Source organism: Stenotrophomonas sp. OVS01A, from assembly GCF_019969775.1.
GTDB classification, from domain to species: domain Bacteria; phylum Pseudomonadota; class Gammaproteobacteria; order Xanthomonadales; family Xanthomonadaceae; genus Stenotrophomonas; species Stenotrophomonas indicatrix.
This window is the reverse complement of record NZ_JAHXYV010000001.1, coordinates 1259268-1278701: the sequence shown is the minus strand read 5'-3', so window position 1 is coordinate 1278701 and position 19434 is coordinate 1259268. Positions and strand designations below refer to the sequence as shown.

Genomic DNA, 19434 nt, shown 5'->3' with positions numbered 1-19434 from the left:
CGTCATGGCCCATGACCAATGGCCCGCTATGATCCATACAGGTATGGAGCAACCCCCGGAATCCCATGAACGATGCTTTGCAGATCGAGCGCAACGGCGCTGTCCTGACCCTCTGGCTGAACCGGCCGGAGCTGCACAACGCCTTTGACGCCGGCCTGATCGCCCGGCTGACCGCAGCCCTGGAAGCGGCCGGCCGCGATGACACGGTGCGCACGGTGGTGGTGGCCGGCCACGGTGCCTCCTTCTCCGCCGGTGCCGACATGCAGTGGATGCGCGGCATGGCCTCCGCCAGCGAGGCCGACAACCGTGACGACGCCCTGGCCCTGGCCCGGCTGATGCGCACCCTGGACGAACTGCCCAAGCCCACCCTCGCCCGCGTCCACGGCGCCGCCTTCGGTGGTGGCGTCGGCCTGGTGGCCTGCTGCGATATCGCCATCGCTACCAGCGCCGCCCGCTTCGGCCTGACCGAAAGCCGTCTGGGCCTGCTGCCGGCAGTGATCTCGCCCTATGTGATCGAGGCCATCGGCAGCCGCCAGTCCCGCCGCTGGTTCGCCACCGGCGAGCACTTCGACGCCGACACCGCCCTGCGTATCGGCCTGATCCACCAGCTGGTGGAGCCCGAACGCCTGGACGAGGCGGTGCAGCGACAGCTGGCCCTGCTCGACAAGGCCGGGCCGATCGCCTCGGCTTCGGCCAAGCTGCTGGTCCGGCAGGTTCGCGACGCCCATGATCGCGACAGCCTGGACCGTGACAATGCCGCCCTGATCGCCCGCCTGCGGGTATCGGCCGAAGGCCAGGAGGGCCTGGGTGCCTTCCTCGACAAACGCGCGCCGCACTGGGTCACGGAGGCCTGACATGCTGGACCATATCGGCTTGAACAGCGGCGACCTGCCGCGCAGCAGGGCCTTCTTCCTGCAGGCGCTGGCACCGCTGCAGATCGGCGTGGTGATGGAGGTCAGCGCCGCACAGACCGGCGCCCACGACCACGTGGGTTTCGGCAACCACGGCAAGCCGTTCTTCTGGCTGGGCAATGCGGCGCCGCTCAGCCAGGGCGTGCACGTGGCCTTCGTCTGCGCCGAACGCGCCCAGATTGATGCCTTCCACGCCGCCGCGCTGGCCGCAGGGGGGCGCGACAATGGCGCGCCCGGCCTGCGTCCCTGGTACCACCCGGACTACTACGCCGCCTTCGTGATCGACCCCGACGGCAACAACATCGAGGCGGTCTGCCACCTGCCCGGGTAGACCCCTGCGTCTCCACCAGGCGCAGGCGTGGCCGCTTGTGCGACCCGCCTGCGTATCTCATCTGGCAGCCTGGCGAAGACCGGGCCGCCCCCGTTTCCCAGGAACCGTCGTGACCCCAGCCGATCCCATCCGCCCTGCCCGCCCCGCCCCGCTTTTCATTGGGGGTGCCGCGATGAGCGATTTCGTCCGCATCGTCGAGGTCGGCCCGCGCGACGGGCTGCAGAACGAAAAGCAGGCCGTGGCCACCGCCGACAAGATCGCCCTGATCGATCGCCTGTCGGCCACCGGCCTGCGCACCATCGAGGCGACCAGCTTCGTCAGCCCGCGCTGGGTCCCGCAGTTGGCCGATGCTGCCGAGGTCTATGCCGGCATCCAGCGCCGCGCGGGCATCGCCTATCCGGTGCTGGTGCCGAACGAACAGGGCTACGACCGTGCGCGCGCCGTCGGCGTGCAGGAAATCGCGGTGTTCACCGCTGCATCGGAAGCCTTCAACCGCACCAACACCAACGCCGGCATCGATGAATCGCTGGCCCGCTTCGAGCCGATCCTGCGCCGCGCGGCCGCCGACGGCGTGCGCGTGCGTGGCTACGTCTCCACCGTGCTCGGCTGCCCCTACCAGGGCGAAGTACCGCTGGCCGATGTGGTGCGCGTCGCCCGCGCACTGCACCAGATGGGGTGCTATGAGATCTCGCTGGGTGACACCATCGGCGTCGGCACGCCACGCAAGGCCCGCGCGATGCTGCAGGCGGTGGCTGCCGAGATCCCGATGAGCGCACTGGCGGTGCACTTCCACGATACCTACGGCCAGGCCATCGCCAACATCGCCGCCTGCCTGGAAGAAGGCGTGCGCGTGGTCGATAGTGCGGTGTCCGGTGCCGGCGGCTGCCCGTACGCGAAGGGCGCCAGCGGCAACGTGGCCAGCGAGGACGTGGTGTACCTGCTGCAGGGCCTGGGCCTGGAGTGCGGGGTCGACCTGCCGTCGCTGGCCGAGACCGGCCGCTGGCTGGCCGGACTGCTCGGCCGCGCGACCGCCAGCCGCGTCGGGCAGGCGCTGGCAGCGACATGAATGACAGCGGCCCGCGCGACCGTCCGGCCATCGGCGATACACCCGCCGCAACCGACGTCGCGCTGGCCGCTCTGGACGCGGCGCTGGCTGCTTCGCCGCCGCCGGCCCAGGCCAGGCTGCTGCGCCAGGCACGGCAGGCGCTGGCGGATGCGCAGCAGCGCGAACTGGATACCCAGGCACGCTATGCCGCGTTGTTCGACGCCGTGCCCGACCCGGTCAGCATCCTCAGCGCCGAAGGCGTGGTGCTGGACGTCAACCGCGCAGGCATCGTCGCCTACGACCGCCCGCGCGAGGACATCGTCGGCCAGCCGATCGAACTGCTCAATCCCGACCTGCCCAGCGACCATCTGCAACCGGTGTGGGAAGCGCTGAACCGCGGCGACACCTACGTCATCGAAGTGACCAACATGCGCGGTGATGGCAGCCGCTTTCCGGTGGAGGTGCACTCGGCCGGCTTCCAGGACCGCGGCCAACCCTGCATCGTCGCCGTCGCCCGCGACCTGAGCGGGCGCTGGCGCGCAGAGTCGCGCTATCGCCTGTTGATGGAATCGATCGACAAGGGCGTGATCCTGTTCGACCGCGACCTGCGCGTGCTGTCGGCCAACCCGGCCGCACATCGCATCCTCGGCCTCACCGGTGGCGGCGTGGGCTTGAACGCGATGCTCGATCCCGAAGCGTGGATCATCGTCGACGAGCATGGCCACCCGTTGACCCAGTCACAGTGGCCGACCAGCCGCTGTTTCCAGGCCGGGCGGGTGATCCGCAGCACCATCATCGGCCTGTACCACCGCCCGCGCGGACGCATGCTGTGGTTGTCCACCACCAACGTGCCGGTGTTCGGCAACGGCTGCGACCAGGCCGACCATGTCTATGCGATGTTCAGTGACATCACCGAGCTGAAGCGCAACAACACCCTGTTCGCGCGCGCGCAGTCACTGGCCCATATCGGCGGTTGGGAGTGGGATCGCGGCCTGCAGCGCCTGTACCTCACCGATGAAGCGCGGCGCATCGTCGGCCAGCCGGCCGACCTGGAGGACATGCCCGACCTGCTGGACTGCCTGCGCAGCGACGACCGCGCCGCCCTGCAGCAGGCGCTGGCCGACACCATCGAACACCGCAGCAGCTTCGGCTTGGAGCTGCAGGGCCAGCGCCGCGATGGCCACTCGTTCTGGATACGAATGATCGGCGAGGTCTCGGCCGGCGATGTCGATGCCGCCCGCATCACCGGCACCGTGCAGGACATCACCGAGCGCAAGCAGGCCGAGGAAACCCTGCGCGTGCAGGCCCGCACCGACCCACTGACCGGAATCATGAACCGCGATGCGGTGCTGAGCGACCTCGGCGTGCGCATGGACAGCCCCAGCCACGACCGCGTGGCGGTGCTGTACATCGACCTGGACCGTTTCAAGGTGGTCAACGACCTGCTTGGCCACAACGCCGGTGATGAACTGTTGATCGAAGCGACCCGGCGCATCGCCACTGCGATCGGCACCGAAGGCCTGCTTGCACGCTTTGGCGGCGACGAGTTCCTGGTGATCTGCGACCTGCGCGACCAGCCGGACCAGGCCGAACAGCTGGCCGAGCGCATCACTGCGGCGTTCTCGGCACCGTTCCAGCTGGGCAGCGACGAGTTCCCGGTGACCGCCAGCATCGGCATCGCCCGCGCACCGCGCGATGGCAACCGGCCGCAGCAGCTGATCCAGAACGCCGACACGGCGATGTACGAGTGCAAGCGCCGCACCCGCAACGGTTGGCAGGTGTTCTCCCCGGAACTGGCACAGCGCCAGCATGACCGCCTGCAGATCGAGAGCCGGCTGCACAAGGCCCTTGATGGGGAAGAGTTCCACCTGGTGTACCAGCCACAGGTCAACCTGCGCAGCGGCGCCACCATCGCCTGCGAGGCGTTGATGCGCTGGCACAACACGCAGCTGGGGCAGATGCGCCCGGACCTGTTCATCCGCCACGCCGAGCACACCGGCGACATCGTGCGCATCGGCCAATGGGCGCTGCGCGAAGCCTGCCGACAGGTACGGCAATGGCAGGACGACGGGCTCGGCCTGGTGCGGGTGGCCGTCAACGTGTCCTGGCGCCAGTTCGTCGGTGAGGATCTCGCCCGCTGGGTGCGGCAGGTGCTGGACGAATTCGGCCTGCCCGGCAGCGTGCTGGAACTGGAGTTCACCGAGCGGGTGCTGATCGAGGATGCGCCGGACACCCTGCGCACCTTCGCCCGCCTGCGCGAAATGGGGGTGATGCTGACCATCGACGACTTCGGCGAAGGCTACAGCGCCCTGAACTACCTGCGGCGCCTGCCCATCCATGGGCTGAAGCTGAGCCAGCTGTTTGTCGAAGGCATTCCCCGCAACCGTTCGGATGTGGCGGTGTGCGAGGCGGTCTGCGCGATCGCGCGCAGCCTGGGGCTGGGCGTGGTCGCCGAAGGCGTGGAGACCGAGCCACAACGGCAGTGCCTGCTCGACCTGGGGGTGACCGTCGGCCAGGGTTTCCTGTTCGCCCATGGCCTGCCCGCCGCCGACTTCGAGCGTCGCCTGCGCCGCGCCCGCGAACTGGGCTGAGGCCGGCGGCGCAGTGCACAACGGCGGCTGCCGTCGCTTCCGTTAGAATCGGCGGTTCTTGAACCTGCAGGACCGTGCAATGCAGCTGTCTTCCGTACGTGCCGTGATCACTGGCGGCGTCTCCGGCCTCGGCCTGGCCGTGGCCCAGCACCTGGTTGCCGAGGGCGGCAAGGTCGCCCTGTTCGACCTCAACGACGCCAAGGGCGCGGCCGCTGTTGCCGAGCTGGGGCAGGACAACGCCCGCTATTTCAACGTCAACGTCAGTGATGAAGCGTCCGTGTCGGCGGCCATCGACCAGGCCTGCGATTTCCTCGGCGGCCTGAATGTCGCCATGAACTGCGCCGGCATCCTCGGCGCTGGCCGCGTGCTGGGCAAGGAAGGCCCGATGCCGCTGGCCGGGTTCCAGGGCACGGTGATGGTCAACTTGGTCGGCAGCTTCAATGTCGCCAAGGCCGCAGCCAACCGCATGCAGCACAACGAGGCCGGCGTGGACGGCGAGCGCGGCGTCATCATCAACACCGCCAGCGTTGCCGCCTACGAAGGCCAGATCGGCCAGGCCGCCTACTCCGCCTCCAAGGGCGGCGTGGTGGCGATGACCCTGCCGATGGCCCGCGAGCTGTCGCGCTTCGGCATCCGCGTCAACACCATCGCGCCGGGCGTGTTCTGGACGCCGATGGTCGATGGCATGCCCGAAGCCGTGCAGGAATCGCTGGCCGCCTCGATCCCGTTCCCGTCGCGCCTGGGCAAGCCGGAAGACTTCGCCAGCCTGGTCGGCCACATCCTCGGCAACACCTACATCAACGGCGAGACCATCCGCCTGGACGGCGCCACCCGGCTCGCTCCGAAGTGATTCCCCCCGGGCGCCGGGACGGCGCCCTCCCCCAACGACCAACATCATCATGAAAGCCAACGACATCAAGAAGGGCAACGTCGTCGAGTTCAACAACGGCGTCTACCAGATCCGCGACATCGAGCGCAGCTCGCCGCAGGGTCGCGGCGGCAACGTCCGCTTCCGCTTCATCATGTACAGCGTGCCGGGCGGCAACAAGCTCGACGCCAGCTTCGATGCCGACGACAACCTGGTCGAAGTCGAACTGCTGCGCCGCCAGTCCACCTACTCGTACAAGGACGGCGATGCGTTCGTGTTCCTGGACGACGAGGACTACACCCCCTACACCCTGGACGCGGACGTGATCGGCGATGACGCCGGCTACATCACCGACGGCCTGACCGGCATCTACGTGCAGGTGATCGACGAGCAGCCGGTGGCCATCCAGCTGCCGGCCTCGGTGGTGCTGGAAGTGATCGAGACGCCGCCGGAACTGAAGGGTGGCACCGCCACCAAGCGCCCGAAGCCGGCCAAGCTCAACACCGGCATCGAGATCATGGTGCCGGAGTACATCGTCAACGGCGAGCGTGTGCTGGTGAACACCGCCACCGGCGAATTTGCCGGCCGTGCCGATTAACCGCGCTGCGCTGATCGCCTGCCTGTCCCTGCTCGTGGCGTGCTCGCCGCGCGCAGCGGACAGCACCGGTGACGTCGCCGCGGACGCGGTGACGCAGCCCGCCGCTGCGGACACCGCTGCCGCTGCGGTTGCACCGGCTGCAGATGAAGCAGATGCTGTGGCGACGCTGGCAGGTAGCCCCGACGAGGAGCAACAGGCGCGGGCTGCCGCCGGTTGCAGCGTCCCCGACGACGTCGCTTTCGTGCAGGACATCCGCATCTACTGCGGCATGCCGGCCGATGTGCAGGCCTTCATCGAACGGGAGAACAGCTGCCAGCATTTTGCCGGCGAAGAACCCTACGACGACGCCCGTCGTCGCGAGCTGGAGGCCGCCATCGCCAGGTTCTGCGACGATCGAGAGAAGATCTTTGCCGACCTGGTGGCCCGCCATCGCGATGACTGCGCGATCCGGCAGGCGTTGATCGGCGTGAACCTGCGCTACGACCTGTCCCCCGATCTGGATCTGAAGCCCTGCGAGGGCTGACGCAAAAAAGGGGACGGAGGGGATGACGTCGTTCATGGCACAAACAACGTCATCCCCTCCGTCCCCTTTTTCTTATTTGCCGCCGAAGTTGCCGCAGCCGTGGTACTGGCGCGTGCCCACGGCCAGCATCGCCTTGGCCTCGAATGTCTCGCCACTCATGCCGTCCTGGCAGGTGGTGCGCTGGAAGCTCAGCTTGATGTCGGTGCCATCCGCCGCCTTGCCCACCCAGCCATCCGCACCCTCGGTCGGTTTGGCGACGGTGAAGCGGCGCTCGCCGTAATCCACATCCACCTGCAGGCCCGGCGTATCGCCGTCGACGACGGCCAGCCAGCCCGGCTCGTTACCGGTGGCACGGAACGCCGCGTTGCCGGCACTGCCATCGCCCTCGGTCGCTTCCACCGCGCTGCATTCACGGTCCGCCTCGCCCTTCAGGCTGAGCAGCGCGTCGTCACTGCCGCGGGTCCAGAAGCTGTTGCCCTTGCCGTCGCCATACTTCGCACCGGAGGCCGCACGTTCGGAGGACATCGCGAAACTGCGCCCGCCAATCACAACCGTCGCTGCGTCCTCTCCGTTGAAGGTCGCGCGCGCATCAAGGTCGCCGCAGCGATAGAGGGTTTCATTGCCGGCGCCTATGCCGCCGCCATCAGCGTCGGCGGCCACCGGTGCCGGCGTTGCGGCCGCATCGCCTGCATTACTGGCGGCCGGCGTCTGGGCCGGTTGGCAGGCGCTCAGCGCGAGGCCGAGGGAGGCAGCCAACAGACTGGGAATTACACGCATGGCTCGACTCCTTGTCGAAACTACAGAGACCCTGGACCCTACCATCCGCACGCAAACGGGGCCTGAAAGCTGCATGACCCTGTTCAGCCTGCCAGCACCGCCATCGACAGCAGCTGCGCGCCGCTGGCACTGGAAGCGCTTGTCCAGACGCGCAACAGGCGCAAGCGCTGCATGTGTTCGCGTCCCCGCCAATGCACATGCAGCTGAACATCGCCGGACAACAACGCCAGGCGTCCACACAGCAGCGTTTCAACTGCATGCACCTGCAGCGCAAGAATCTGCAGGCGCCCTTGCTGCCAGTCCCTCAGCCAGGGCAGGTCGAGCATCCGGCCGCCCTGCCCGTCCATCATGAACAACACCGGTGACAGCAGCGCAGTGGCTGCGCCACGGTCGCCGTCCAGCAGCGCATCCCGCAGCTGCTGCTCCAACACGCGCAGCTGCGCCTCGTACAGGCCCTCAGGGCTCCTGCTTTCCATCCACCTGCTTTCCATCCACGCTCCCTCCCGGCGTCGGCCGGCGTCGGCGCAGGCGCTGCGCAAGCCACTGCTGCGCCCCCTGCACCACCACATAGAACACCGGCACGAAGAACACGGCCAACACGGTCGCACTGACCATGCCGCCGAACACACCGGTACCGATGGCCTGTTGCGTTTCCTTTGAAGCCCCCTGCGCCAGCATCAGCGGCACCACGCCCAGCGCGAACGCCAGCGAGGTCATCACGATCGGTCGCAATCGCAGGCGTGCTGCTTCGATGGTCGCCTCGACCAGACCGCGTCCCTGCTGTTGCAGTTGGCGGGCGAACTCGACGATCAGGATCGCGTTCTTCGCCGAAAGTCCGATCACCGTGATCATGCCGACCTTGAAGAACACGTCATTGGGCATCCCGCGCAGCAACACCGAAGCGACGGCGCCGAGCAGGCCCAACGGCACCACCAGCATCACCGCCAGCGGGATCGACCAGCTCTCGTACAGAGCCGCCAGCACCAGGAACACCACCAGCATCGACAGCAGCAGCAACCACGGCGCCTGGGCACCCGACTCGCGTTCCTGCAGCGACTGGCTGGTCCACTGCAGGGCGAAGCCCGCTGGCAGGCGCTGGGCAAGGCGCTCCATCTCGACCATCGCCTGGCCGGTGGACACCCCGCCGGCAGGTGCGCCGGACAGATTCAATGCCGGGAACCCCAGGTAACGTTGCAGCTGCAGCGGCGCCTCGGTCCAGTGTGGGGTGACCAGTTCGGACAGCGCCACCATGCCGCCTTCGCTGTTGCGGACATACAGCTTCAGCACGTCCTCCAGCTCCATCCGGTACGGCGCATCGGCCTGCATGATCACCTGCTGCATGCGCCCGCGATTTGGAAAATCGTTGACGTACTGCGAGCCCATTGCCGCCGACAACGTGGCACTGATGTCGGTGAACGCCACGCCCATCGCTTCGGCCTTGGCGCGATCGATGTCCAGCCGGACATTGCTGCCCGCCGGCAGGCCATCGGCATTCACTTCGGCCAGCAACGGACTTGCCTCTGCCAGCTTCAACAGCTGCTGCAGGGCAGCGCGCAGCTCGGCCTGGCCCTGTCCGGTACGCGCCTGCAGCGCCAGCGAGAAGCCGGAAGAACGGCCAAGGCTGTCGATGGCCGGCGGCATCACGCTCATCACCTCGCCTTCCGGGACCGTTGCCATGGCCTGCTGCGCCGCCTTCACCTCGTCCGATGCGGTGCTGCCGCCGCGTTCACCCCAGTCCTTCAACATGGTGTAGGTCAGCGCCGCACTTGGGCCGGAACCGGAAAAGCTGTAGCCGAGGATGGCCTGGTTGGACGCGATCGCCGGCCGCGAGGCGACATGCTGTTCGTAGGCTTCGACCACCGCCAGCGTACGCTCGGCGGTTGCTTCGGCCGGCAGCTGGATGGAAGTCATGAAATAGCCCTGGTCCTCTTCCGGCAGGAACGCACCCGGCAACCAATGCAGGCCGATCAGCAGTGCCACCAGCAAGGCAGCGAACAGGCCCATCACCCGGCCACTGCGCCGCAGTACGGCCGCCACGCCCTGCTGGTAACGCCCGGTCATGCGCTCGAAGCCGCAGTTGAACGCACCGAACACGCCGCCGCGGCCATGGTGACCACGTGTGCCCTGCCGCAGCAGCGTCGCGCAGAGCGCCGGGGTCAGGCTCAGCGCCAGCAGTGCCGAAAACAGGATGGACACCGACATCGCCACGCTGAACTGGCGGTAGATCGCACCAACCGAACCACTGGCCAGCGCCATCGGGATGAACACCGCCGTCAGCACCAGGGTGATGCCGATCACCGCACCGGTCAGCTCACGCATCGCCTTGATCGTGGCCTCGCGCGGCGGCAGCCCCTCTTCGGCCATGATCCGCTCCACGCCCTCGACCACCACGATCGCGTCGTCAACAATGATGCCGATCGCCAGCACCATGCCAAACATGGTCAATACGTTGATCGAGAAACCCAGCGCCAGCATCACCGCGAAGGTGCCCAGCAGCGCGATCGGCGCGACCAGGGCGGGGATCAGCGTATAGCGCCAGTTCTGCAGGAACAGGTACATCACTGCAAACACCAGCAGCATCGCCTCGATCAGGGTCTGCAGCACCTTCTGGATCGATACTTTCACGAAGGGCGCGGTATCGAACGGAATGCTGGATTCGACACCCTGCGGCAGCAGCGGCTGCAGGTCGGCCATGCGTTCGCGCACCGCCGTGGCGGTACGCACCGCATTCGCACCGGGGCGCAGCTGCACGCCGGCGGCCGTCGCCGGATAGCCGTCTTCGCGCGTGCCCCAGGCATAGCTCTGCGCGCCCAGCTCGACCCGGGCAATGTCGCCCAGCAGCACCCGCGAACCATCGGCACCGGCGCGCAGCACGATCGCCGCGAACTGTTCGGGCGTGGACAGCTGGCCTTCGGCACTCAAGGGCACGGTGATGCGCTGGCCAGGAACGCCGGGCGAATCGCCGATGCGGCCCGGCGAGATTTCAAGGTTCTGCTGCTCGATCGCGCTGGCGACATCGCCCATGGTCAGGCCGTAGCCGGTCAGGCGGGTCGGGTCCAGCCAGATCCGCATCGCCTGTTCGGCACCGAACAGCTGCACGCGGCCGACGCCGTCGATGCGTCGCAGCTCCTCGATGATGTTGCGCGCCATGAAATCGCCCAGCGCCGCTTCGCTGACACTGCCATCGGGTGAGCGCAGGCCCACCAGCATCAGGAACCCGGAGTCGGCCGCCTCCACGAACAGGCCGTTCTGGCGCACGCTGCGCGGCAGGCGCGGCTCGATCGCCTTGATCCGGTTCTGCACGTCCACCTGCGCCAGTTCAGGATCGGTGCCGGGCTTGAAGGTGGCGGTGATCGACGCTTCACCGGAGGTGTCCACCGACGATTCGAAGTACAGCAGATGCTTGACGCTGGACAGCTCGCGCTCGATCAGGCCGACCACCGCATCATTCAATGTCTGCGGGCTGGCGCCGGGATAGCTGGCATAGATGCTGACGCTGGGCGGTGCGACCGCCGGATAGCGCTCGACCGCCAGCCGCGGAATGGCCAGCACGCCGGCCAGGATGACGAAGATCGCCAGCACCCAGGCAAATACCGGGCGATCGATGAAGAAACGGGCCATGTCGTGGGTTCCTGGAAGGGCTCAGCCCTGGCGTTCGGATGTCGGCGGTGCGCTGGCACTGGCGACCGGCACCTGCCAGTCGCGCGGATCGACCAGCACGCCTTCCTGCAGGCGCTCCTGGCCTTCCACCACCACCTTCTCGCCGGCCTTCAGGCCGTGCCGCACCAGCCATTGCCGGTTGACGCTGCCGTCCACCTCCAGCGTGCGGATCACCGCCTTGCCATCGGCGGCGATGACCCAGGCATAGGCCTGGCCACCGGCGCTGCGCAGCACTGCCTGCTGCGGCAGCAGCAACGCGCTGGCCGGCGCACCACGCGGCACCCGCGCACGCACGTACATGCCTGGCAACAACTGCCGCTCCGGGTTGTCGACCAGGATGCGCAGGATCACATCGCCGGTGCGAGCATCGACATTGACACCGGAGAACAGCAGCCGGCCGCGCTCGGGCAGCGGCGTACCCGCCGCGCCGATGATCGTCACCGGCAACTCGCCGTCCACCGCGCTGCGCTGCAGGGACTGCAGCTGCGAAGCAGGCTGGCGCACGTCCACGTAGACCTGGTCGATCTGCTGCACCACCGCCATCGGCTCGGCATCGGCGACGCCGACCAGCGCGCCTTCGGTCACCAGCGCCTGATCGATGCGGCCATCGATCGGTGCGCTGACCGTGGCGTAGCGCAGGTCGAGCTGGCGTCGCGCAAGGATCGCGCGCGCCTCATTGACCGCCGCCCGGGCCTGCTCATGCTCGGCACTGGCATCGTCGCGGTGCTGCTGGCTGACCGCCTGTGCGGCCGCCAATGCCTGCAGCCGCTGTGACTGCACCCGGCTGCGACCCAGTGCCGCCTCGCTGCGCTGCAGGGCAGCCAGCGCCGAATCGACGTCGGCGCGGAACGCCGCCGGGTCGATCTGGAACAGAGGCTCTCCGGCATGCACCTCCGCGCCCTGTTCGAACATCCGGCGCTGCACGATGCCGCCGACCTGCGCACGGATCTGCGCGGTGCGCACCGCCGCCACCCGACCGGGTAGTTCATCATCGCGCTGCACCACCTGCGGGCCAACGGTGACCACGCTGACACGCGGCACGGCTTCAACGGTGGGTTCGGGGCGGGAGCAGGCCGTCATGGCCAAGGCGAAGGCCGCGACCAGCGCGACCGGAGTCCTGAAGGTTCTCATTGCTGTGCACAGTGCCGCAGACGCGGCTGAGGAATCATGAAGCGCGCAGTGTGCGTGGCGATGATGGGGTTTCGATGGAGGAACTGTGGAGATACGATGGAGGACAAGCACCTTCCGGCCTCGCCTTGCCATGCATGCCTCCCCTGCCCTCGCGGCGCTGGTCCTGATCGTCGAGGACGAAGCCGAGATCGCCGACATCCTTGCCGCCTACCTTGAACGCGAGGGCCTGCGCACCCTGCGTGCGGCCGATGGCCAGATCGCCCTGGACATGCATCGCAGCATGCGCCCGGACCTTGTGCTGCTGGACGTGCAACTGCCGCGACTGGATGGCTGGAGCGTGCTGACCCAGCTGCGCCAGCGCGGCGAAACGCCGGTGATCATGCTGACCGCGCTGGACCAGGATCTGGACAAGCTGACCGCATTGCGGATGGGTGCCGATGACTATGTGGTCAAGCCGTTCAACCCGGCAGAAGTGGCGGCACGCGTGCGTGCAGTACTGCGGCGTACGCTGCGCAGCCCGCGGGCGGATGCGCCCAGCGCCCTGCGCGTGGGCCCGCTGCTGATCGACACCGCCACCCACGCGGTGCATGTGGAGGGCGACGGCTACAGCCACGAGCTGCTGCTGACCCTGACCGAGTTCAAGCTGCTGCATTGCATGGCATTGGCCCCGTCACGGATCTTCAGCCGCAGCGAACTGATGCACGAATGCCTGCCGGAAAGCGAAGCACTGGAGCGCACCGTGGACAGCCATGTCAGCAAGCTGCGGCGCAAGTTGGACGAAGTGGGTCTCACCCAGATTCCGGCCAGCGTGCGCGGTGTCGGCTACCGATTGATGGCCGACCGCTGATGCGCCGCTCCGGGCTCAGCCGGCACATCATCGTATCGATGTCGCTGATGGTCGTTGGCGTCATCGTGATGGTGATCCTCTCTTCGTGGCTGCTGTACGCCGTACTGATCGAGTTCTTCCCGGCCAGCGCCGAAGAGCCGGAAGGTTGGCTGCCAAGCGGACCGGAGCTGGCCTGGATGGTCGGGGTGATCCTGACCGGTCTGGCGCTGGCGATCGCTGCCTCGTTCCGACTGGCCCACCGCATCCTGTCGCCGCTCAATTCACTGGTGGACAGCGTGCGTGCGCTGGCTGGCGGCGATCTCGGCGCGCGCGCCACGGCCGAGGCCAACTCGCCCGGCGAGGTCGCAGCGCTGGTGGACGATTTCAACGCAATGGCACGCCGCCTGCAGCATATGGAAAGCGAACGGGTGATGTGGCACGCGGCCATCGCCCACGAACTGCGCACACCGGTGACGATCCTGCGCGGCCGCCTGCAGGGCCTGGCCGAAGGCGTGTTCCAGCCCGATGAGTCACAGTTCCGCAGCCTGCTGGCGCAGGTCGAGGGCCTGTCACGGCTGATCGAGGACCTGCGGGTGTTGAGCCTGGCCGACAACGCGCGCCTCGACGTGCGCCGCGCCCGTACCGATGTGGTGGCCGAGGTGCATTCGGTGATGACCCTGGTGGATCCCGCGTTCCGCAGCGCCGGTTTCGTGCTGGAGCTGGAAACCAGCCGCGAGGAACACCCCGCCCATTGCGACCCGACGCGGTTGCGGCAGGCGCTGCTGGCCTTGCTGGAAAACGCGCGCCGCTATGCCAACCCGGGCAAGGTACGCATCGCCGTGCATGACACCGTGGCCCATGTACAGGTGGCGATCGAAGACGAAGGCCCGGGCATCGACCCGGCCCTGCACGCGGACATCTTCAATCCATTCATGCGCGGCGACGGCTCACGATCGCGCCTGGGCGGTGGCAGTGGCCTCGGCCTGGCGGTGGTCAAGGCCATCGCCGATGCGCACGGCGGTCAGGTCTACTGCACCCCGGGCACCAGCGGCGGCAGTCGTTTCATCATCGAGCTGCCGCGCCAGTAGGCGGCACTGCGGCCGCCTGCTCACGCACGCGCGCACCCAACACAGCGAGATTGCGGTCGATGTCATCCAGCTCGCGCTGCTGTGATGACGGCAACTGCGCGCGCAGCTGCACGCGCAGCGCCTGCCAAGCGGGTACCGCCTGTACGCTGGCAGCGGCCGCTGTCCGTGCCACCTCCGCCTGTTCGTCCGCCTGCGGCAGGCCGTAGCCAGCGTCGGCCAGCAACTGGCCCGGCCGCAACCACTGCCCGCTCTGTTCCAGCAACGCGCGCAGCGAGCGGGTAGCGCTGCTGTCCGGGTTGGCCAGCAACCGTCGCTTCAGTGCATCGCGCGCACGCAGCTCCGCGCGCCGCTGCGCCGCCTGTTCCAGCAGCAGCAGGCCGGCACTGGCACGTACATCACCACGCAGCAACCACGGTGCGCGCTGTTGCGCCGGCAGCGCCAGCCATGCGCGCACATCGTGCGCCGGCAGCGCCATCTGCGCGGCGGCAACCGCGAACAACTGCTGGTAGTGGTCGCGCGCAGAAGCAAAGTAGTAGCCCTGCGCCAGGGCCTGCACGGGATCGGCCAGCACCTGCTCGTCCAGTGCGTGCAGCCGCGCCAGGCGGCGGCGCAGCCCGCGCGGGCTCAGCTGTGCCAGGCCGGCTTCGCCCAGGCGCGGGACACCGGCCTGCAGCAGCTTCGCCGTCTCCACCGCGCAGTTGTTGCTGACGAAGTAATAGCGACCGTCATAGCTCCAGTGCACCTGGGCGGTGCGCTCGAGCAGGCTGGCGATCTCGCTGCGGTCCAGCTGCAGCGGCAGCGAGGCCAGTCCGCGCAGTTCGACCTTGGTGTATTCGTCCACCACCTGCTGCAGTGGCAGCACGAACAGGCGCGAAGGATAACCACCGGTCAGGCCGCGCCAGTTGGAGATCTGCACATCGCCAACGAAGGCGCGGAAGGACAGCACCCGATGATGCTCCAGGTCCAGCCTGCAGTCCGGACCCGGTGCGCGTCCAGGACGGCAGATCACCAGCCGCAGCATGCTGTGGCCCCAACGGCTCATCGGCTGCGCACTGCCTTCGGCGAACAGGTAGTCCACGGCATACACCCGCGCCGGGTCCAGTGCGAGCAGCGATGCAGCGCCCTCTTCCGCATCGGCCTGCAGCAGCGGAACGGTGCCCGCACAATGCGGCGCGGGCAGCGAGGGCGGCGTGCCGAAATGCGCCTGGTACCACTGCGCCAAGGCCGGACGGCGGCAGGCGAACTCTGCATCGAGCACGAAGTGTTCGGCGTTCACCGCCAGGTACTCGGCCGGGTCGGTCAGTTCGTAGGCATCGGGACTGCGGTCGCGGAAGGCGTTGTCACCGCGGCCCAGATGCCAGGGCTTGCGCTGCCAACCTGCAAGGTCACGCCAACGGGCGCTGCGTGACCAGTGCGCCCCCGTGCGGTCGGCAACATGGGTCAGTTCGTGCACCAGCGCACTGCGCCGGGCGCGTCGGGCACCGGCTACATCGTCGTCCAGCAGGTCGCGGCGCAGCGCGATGCCCCCGGCGAAGGCACGGCCATGCACGTTGGCGGGCAGGTCGTCACGCCAGCCGACCTGCACCTTCGCGGGCAAGGCCCGCAGCAGGCCGTCGGGCAGCAACGACTGCACATCAGCCAGTGTCTGCATTGCTACCTGCTGCTGCGCCGGGCTCAGCCCGGCCGGGTCCAGCTGCAGGCGGTCGGCGGCATGGGCTGTTGGAATGACCAGCCACGCCAACGCAGCGAGCCAGCCCATCCGCCTCCGTCGCGTTGGGCCATGCCCGGCAGCGTTCCACGCAGGTGTCATGAGGTTGCCGGCCAGCGGCCGGCACTACCCGGGCGCTGGATCAACGCGCCAGCAGGGCGCGTGCCAGCTGCAGGTCGCTCTGCTGCTGCGCAGCTGCATCCTGCTCACGCAGGTGCACCAGTGCCGCCTGCAGGCGCGCGCCACGGATCTGGCCATCGCTGGCGACAAACGCAGCCGCATCATCGCGGGCAGCCAGCACCACCTTGTCATCGCCGGAACTGCTGCCCGAGGAACCCGAAGAGGCGCCCGTCGCCGAACCGGCCGAGGTGCCGGCAAAACTCGAAGCGACGCCGGCCAGCGGCAGGGACAACAGGGCAAGCAGCAGGAACGGACGGATCATGGTCGGGGAGTTCATCGATTGGGTGGGTGGAGCGTAACGGCTGGGTGAAGACTTTGCCTGTGTCAAAGGTCGAACAATTTGCCGGGATTCAGCCGCCCTTCGGGATCGAATGCGCGCTTGACCGCCTTCATCAGCGCGATCTCGGCCGGTCCACGGGTGCTGTCCAGGTAGCCCTTCTTGACCAGGCCGATGCCGTGCTCGGCCGAAATGCTGCCATTGAAGCGCGCCAGCACCTGCGCCAGCAGCTTGGTGACATGCTCGCACTGGCTTACGAAGTCCGCATCGCTGGTGCCGTCCGGCTTGAGCACGTTGATGTGCAGGTTGCCGTCGCCGATGTGGCCGAACCAGACCACGTCGAAGTGCGGGTAGGCCTCGCCGATCAGCGCCTGGGTCTCGGCCAGGAACGCCGGCATCGACGAGATCCGCACCGAGACATCGTTCTTGTAGGGCTTGTAACGTGCCAGCGCCTCGGTGATGCCCTCGCGCAGGCGCCACAGCTGCGCCGCCTGGGCATCGCTGGCACTGATCACGCCGTCGCTGACCCAGCCGTTGCCCATGCAGTCCTCGAAGGCCGCCATCGCCGCCGCTTCCTGCGCCTCGTCACCGGCAGCAAACTCGGTCACCACGTAATAGGGATGCACCTCATCGAACGGTGCCTGCGCACCATGGGCCAGAACATGTTCCAGCGCCCGGTCGGTGAAGAATTCAAAGGCCTGCAGCTGCAGCCGCGCACGGAAGGCGGCGAACACCTGCATCAGCACATCGAAGCTGGGCAGCGCCAGCAGCATCACGTTGCTCGCCGGCGGCGGGTCGGTGAGTTTCACCGTGGCCTCGACGATCACGCCCAGCGTGCCCTCCGATCCGATCAGCAGCTGGCGGAAATCGTAGCCGCTGGAGTTCTTGATCAGGCCCTTGTTGAGCTCGAGCAGTTCGCCCGTGGCGGTAACCACTTTCAGTCCGGCGATCCATTCACGGGTATTGCCGTAGCGGATCACCCGGATGCCACCGGCATTGGTGGCGATGTTGCCGCCGATCGAGCACGACCCGCGCGCCGCGAAGTCCACCGGATAGATGAGGCCATGTTCAAGGGCCGCGTTGTGCAGCGCCTCCAGCGGCATGCCGGCCTGCACCACCAGGGTGCGGTCGACCGCATCGTAGTCCAGCGCCTTGTTCATCCGCTCCAGGCTCAGCACCAGCTCGCCATTGGCCGCTACCGCACCGCCGGAAAGGCCGGTGCGACCGCCGGAGGGAACCACCGCCACGCCCTCGGCCGCGGTCCAGCGCATCACCGCCTGCACTTCTTCAACCGTGGCCGGCAACGCGATCGCCAGCGGCGCCGGTGTCCAGCGCCGGGTCCAGTCGCGGCCGTAATGCTCCAGGTCGGCAGGGTCGGTCTTCAGCTTCAGGCCGGGACAGGCCTGCTGCAACGAGGCGATGCGGGAATCGGTCATGACGGTCCAGCGCGGGGCGTGAAGAACGGGCAAGCGTGCCAGTGGCCGGGCCCAGCGTCCAGCCCTGCAGGGCCTTCAATAGCTGCAGTTGCAACCAATTGCGCACTGCACCATGGGCGTTGCGATCTGGCATAGTGGTCAGCCCCTGTCCCACTGGCCGTGCCGCCCCATGTCGCCGAAGAAGACCTCGTTCCCGAAGCAGGATATCCGCGTGCTGTTGCTGGAGGGGGTCAGCCAGACCGCCGTGGAGGTGTTCAGCGCCGCCGGCTACAGCCAGATCGAGGCGCACACCAAGGCGCTTCCCGAGGACGAACTGAAGGCGCGCATCGCCGAAGCCCACATCGTCGGCATCCGCTCGCGCACCCAGCTCAGTGCCGAGGTGCTGGCCGAGGCCAAGCGCCTGATCGCGGTCGGCTGTTTCTGCATCGGCACCAACCAGGTCGACCTGGATGCGGCCGAGCTGGCCGGCATTCCGGTATTCAACGCGCCCTACTCCAATACCCGCAGCGTGGCCGAACTGGTGATCGCCGAAGCGATCATGCTGACCCGCGGCATCCCGCAGAAGAACGCCGAATGCCATCGCGGCGGCTGGTCGAAATCGGCCAGCGGCAGCCATGAGGTGCGCGGCAAGGTCCTGGGCATCATCGGCTACGGGCACATCGGCACCCAGGTCGGCGTACTGGCCGAATCGCTGGGCATGCAGGTGATCTTCCACGATGTGGAAACCAAGCTGTCGCTGGGCAATACCCGTGCGGCGGCCAGCCTGGACGACCTGCTGGCGCGTGCTGACATCGTGACCCTGCACGTGCCGGAGACGCCGTCCACGCAGTGGATGATCGGCAGCACTGAGCTGGCGAAGATGCGCCGCGGCGCCCACCTGATCAACGCCGCGCGCGGCACCGTGGTCGACATCGATGCGCTGGATGCAGCACTGGCCAGCGGCCACATCGGTGGCGCTGCACTGGATGTGTTCCCGGTCGAGCCGAAGGGCAACGGCGATATCTTCGAATCGCCGCTGACCCGCCACGACAACGTGATCCTGACCCCGCACGTGGGCGGCAGCACGCTGGAAGCGCAGGACAACATCGGCATCGAAGTGGCGGCCAAGCTGGTGCGCTACAGCGACAACGGCAGCACCCTGTCGGCGGTCAACTTCCCGGAAGTGACCCTGCCCGAGCACGCCGACAGCCTGCGCCTGCTGCACATCCACCAGAACGTGCCGGGCGTGTTGTCCAAGGTCAACGAGATCTTCTCGCGGCACAACGTCAACATCGACGGCCAGTTCCTGCGCACCGACCCGAAGGTGGGTTACGTGGTGATCGACATCACCGCCAGCGAGGAGCAGGCCAGCGCGGTGCGTGACGAGCTGGCGGCGATTCCGGGCACCTTGCGCACCCGCATCCTGTATTGAGATGTACGTCGCCGGGCGTGGCCCGGCGGAATGCGTCCGGCATTGCGTCATCCACGCGTGGCGTGGATGCGTC

17 protein-coding genes are annotated in these 19434 nt (G+C 67.8%); 10 read left to right on the top strand and 7 right to left on the bottom strand.

Annotated elements, in window-relative coordinates; translation table 11 throughout:
• The first annotated feature begins 65 nt into the window (after positions 1-65).
• The 7 genes from LC407_RS06155 (at position 66) to LC407_RS06125 (ending at position 6867) form a co-directional block, all read left to right on the top strand.
• Positions 66-854, top strand: coding sequence for an enoyl-CoA hydratase-related protein (locus LC407_RS06155; protein ID WP_033831003.1), 789 nt, complete (start codon positions 66-68; stop codon positions 852-854).
• Position 855: 1 nt separating this feature from the next.
• Positions 856-1242: a VOC family protein gene (locus LC407_RS06150; protein WP_223482421.1), complete on the top strand. Its 387-nt coding sequence runs from the start codon at positions 856-858 to the stop codon at positions 1240-1242.
• A 172-nt stretch (positions 1243-1414) separates the two neighbouring features.
• Positions 1415-2308 carry a hydroxymethylglutaryl-CoA lyase gene (locus LC407_RS06145; protein ID WP_180831208.1) on the top strand — a complete coding sequence of 298 codons (894 nt, stop codon included), beginning with the start codon at positions 1415-1417 and terminating at the stop codon, positions 2306-2308.
• On the top strand, positions 2305-4878 hold the full coding sequence (locus tag LC407_RS06140; RefSeq protein ID WP_088100900.1) for an EAL domain-containing protein: 2574 nt from the start codon (positions 2305-2307) through the stop codon (positions 4876-4878). The genes LC407_RS06145 and LC407_RS06140 overlap by 4 nt, the downstream gene beginning before the upstream one ends.
• A 79-nt stretch (positions 4879-4957) precedes the next feature.
• Positions 4958-5728, top strand: a complete 771-nt coding sequence (locus LC407_RS06135) for an SDR family NAD(P)-dependent oxidoreductase (RefSeq protein ID WP_033830999.1) — start codon at positions 4958-4960, stop codon at positions 5726-5728.
• Between the two features lie 49 nt (positions 5729-5777).
• Positions 5778-6344, top strand: coding sequence for an elongation factor P-like protein YeiP (gene yeiP / locus LC407_RS06130; protein ID WP_006363947.1), 567 nt, complete (start codon positions 5778-5780; stop codon positions 6342-6344).
• Complete coding sequence (locus LC407_RS06125; RefSeq protein WP_223482682.1) at positions 6334-6867, top strand: hypothetical protein; 534 nt, start codon at positions 6334-6336, stop codon at positions 6865-6867. The genes yeiP and LC407_RS06125 overlap by 11 nt, the downstream gene beginning before the upstream one ends.
• A gap of 72 nt (positions 6868-6939) precedes the next feature.
• Here the strand turns inward: LC407_RS06125 and LC407_RS06120 are convergent, their stop codons facing one another.
• The 4 genes from LC407_RS06120 to LC407_RS06105 all read right to left on the bottom strand — a co-directional run bounded on the left by LC407_RS06120 (position 6940) and on the right by LC407_RS06105 (position 12435).
• The gene (locus tag LC407_RS06120) at positions 6940-7644 is read right to left on the bottom strand and encodes an MliC family protein (RefSeq protein WP_223482420.1); all 705 of its coding nucleotides are present in this window, start codon (positions 7642-7644) and stop codon (positions 6940-6942) included.
• An 83-nt stretch (positions 7645-7727) separates the two neighbouring features.
• Positions 7728-8120, bottom strand: coding sequence for a nuclear transport factor 2 family protein (locus LC407_RS06115; RefSeq protein ID WP_223482419.1), 393 nt, complete (start codon positions 8118-8120; stop codon positions 7728-7730).
• Entirely contained in the window at positions 8101-11265 is a 3165-nt protein-coding gene (locus LC407_RS06110; protein WP_223482418.1) for a multidrug efflux RND transporter permease subunit, read from the bottom strand. The genes LC407_RS06115 and LC407_RS06110 overlap by 20 nt, the downstream gene beginning before the upstream one ends.
• A 21-nt stretch (positions 11266-11286) precedes the next feature.
• Complete coding sequence (locus LC407_RS06105; protein ID WP_059064094.1) at positions 11287-12435, bottom strand: efflux RND transporter periplasmic adaptor subunit; 1149 nt, start codon at positions 12433-12435, stop codon at positions 11287-11289.
• Between the two features lie 130 nt (positions 12436-12565).
• Between LC407_RS06105 and LC407_RS06100 the strand changes: the two genes are divergently transcribed.
• Positions 12566-13282, top strand: coding sequence for a response regulator (locus LC407_RS06100; protein WP_025874768.1), 717 nt, complete (start codon positions 12566-12568; stop codon positions 13280-13282).
• Entirely contained in the window at positions 13282-14349 is a 1068-nt protein-coding gene (locus LC407_RS06095; protein WP_025874770.1) for an ATP-binding protein, read from the top strand. The genes LC407_RS06100 and LC407_RS06095 overlap by 1 nt, the downstream gene beginning before the upstream one ends.
• Here the strand turns inward: LC407_RS06095 and LC407_RS06090 are convergent.
• The 3 genes from LC407_RS06090 to LC407_RS06080 all read right to left on the bottom strand — a co-directional run bounded on the left by LC407_RS06090 (position 14327) and on the right by LC407_RS06080 (position 17950).
• Positions 14327-16159, bottom strand: a complete 1833-nt coding sequence (locus LC407_RS06090) for a DUF4105 domain-containing protein (RefSeq protein WP_223482417.1) — start codon at positions 16157-16159, stop codon at positions 14327-14329. The genes LC407_RS06095 and LC407_RS06090 overlap by 23 nt on opposite strands.
• Before the next feature lie 40 nt (positions 16160-16199).
• On the bottom strand, positions 16200-16499 hold the full coding sequence (locus tag LC407_RS06085; RefSeq protein ID WP_032975508.1) for a DUF2388 domain-containing protein: 300 nt from the start codon (positions 16497-16499) through the stop codon (positions 16200-16202).
• A 62-nt stretch (positions 16500-16561) separates the two neighbouring features.
• Positions 16562-17950 carry an FAD-binding oxidoreductase gene (locus LC407_RS06080; RefSeq protein ID WP_025874775.1) on the bottom strand — a complete coding sequence of 463 codons (1389 nt, stop codon included), beginning with the start codon at positions 17948-17950 and terminating at the stop codon, positions 16562-16564.
• 169 nt (positions 17951-18119) lie between these two features.
• Between LC407_RS06080 and serA the strand changes: the two genes are divergently transcribed.
• Positions 18120-19361 carry a phosphoglycerate dehydrogenase gene (serA, locus tag LC407_RS06075; RefSeq protein WP_032975510.1) on the top strand — a complete coding sequence of 414 codons (1242 nt, stop codon included), beginning with the start codon at positions 18120-18122 and terminating at the stop codon, positions 19359-19361.
• Positions 19362-19434 lie beyond the last annotated feature (73 nt).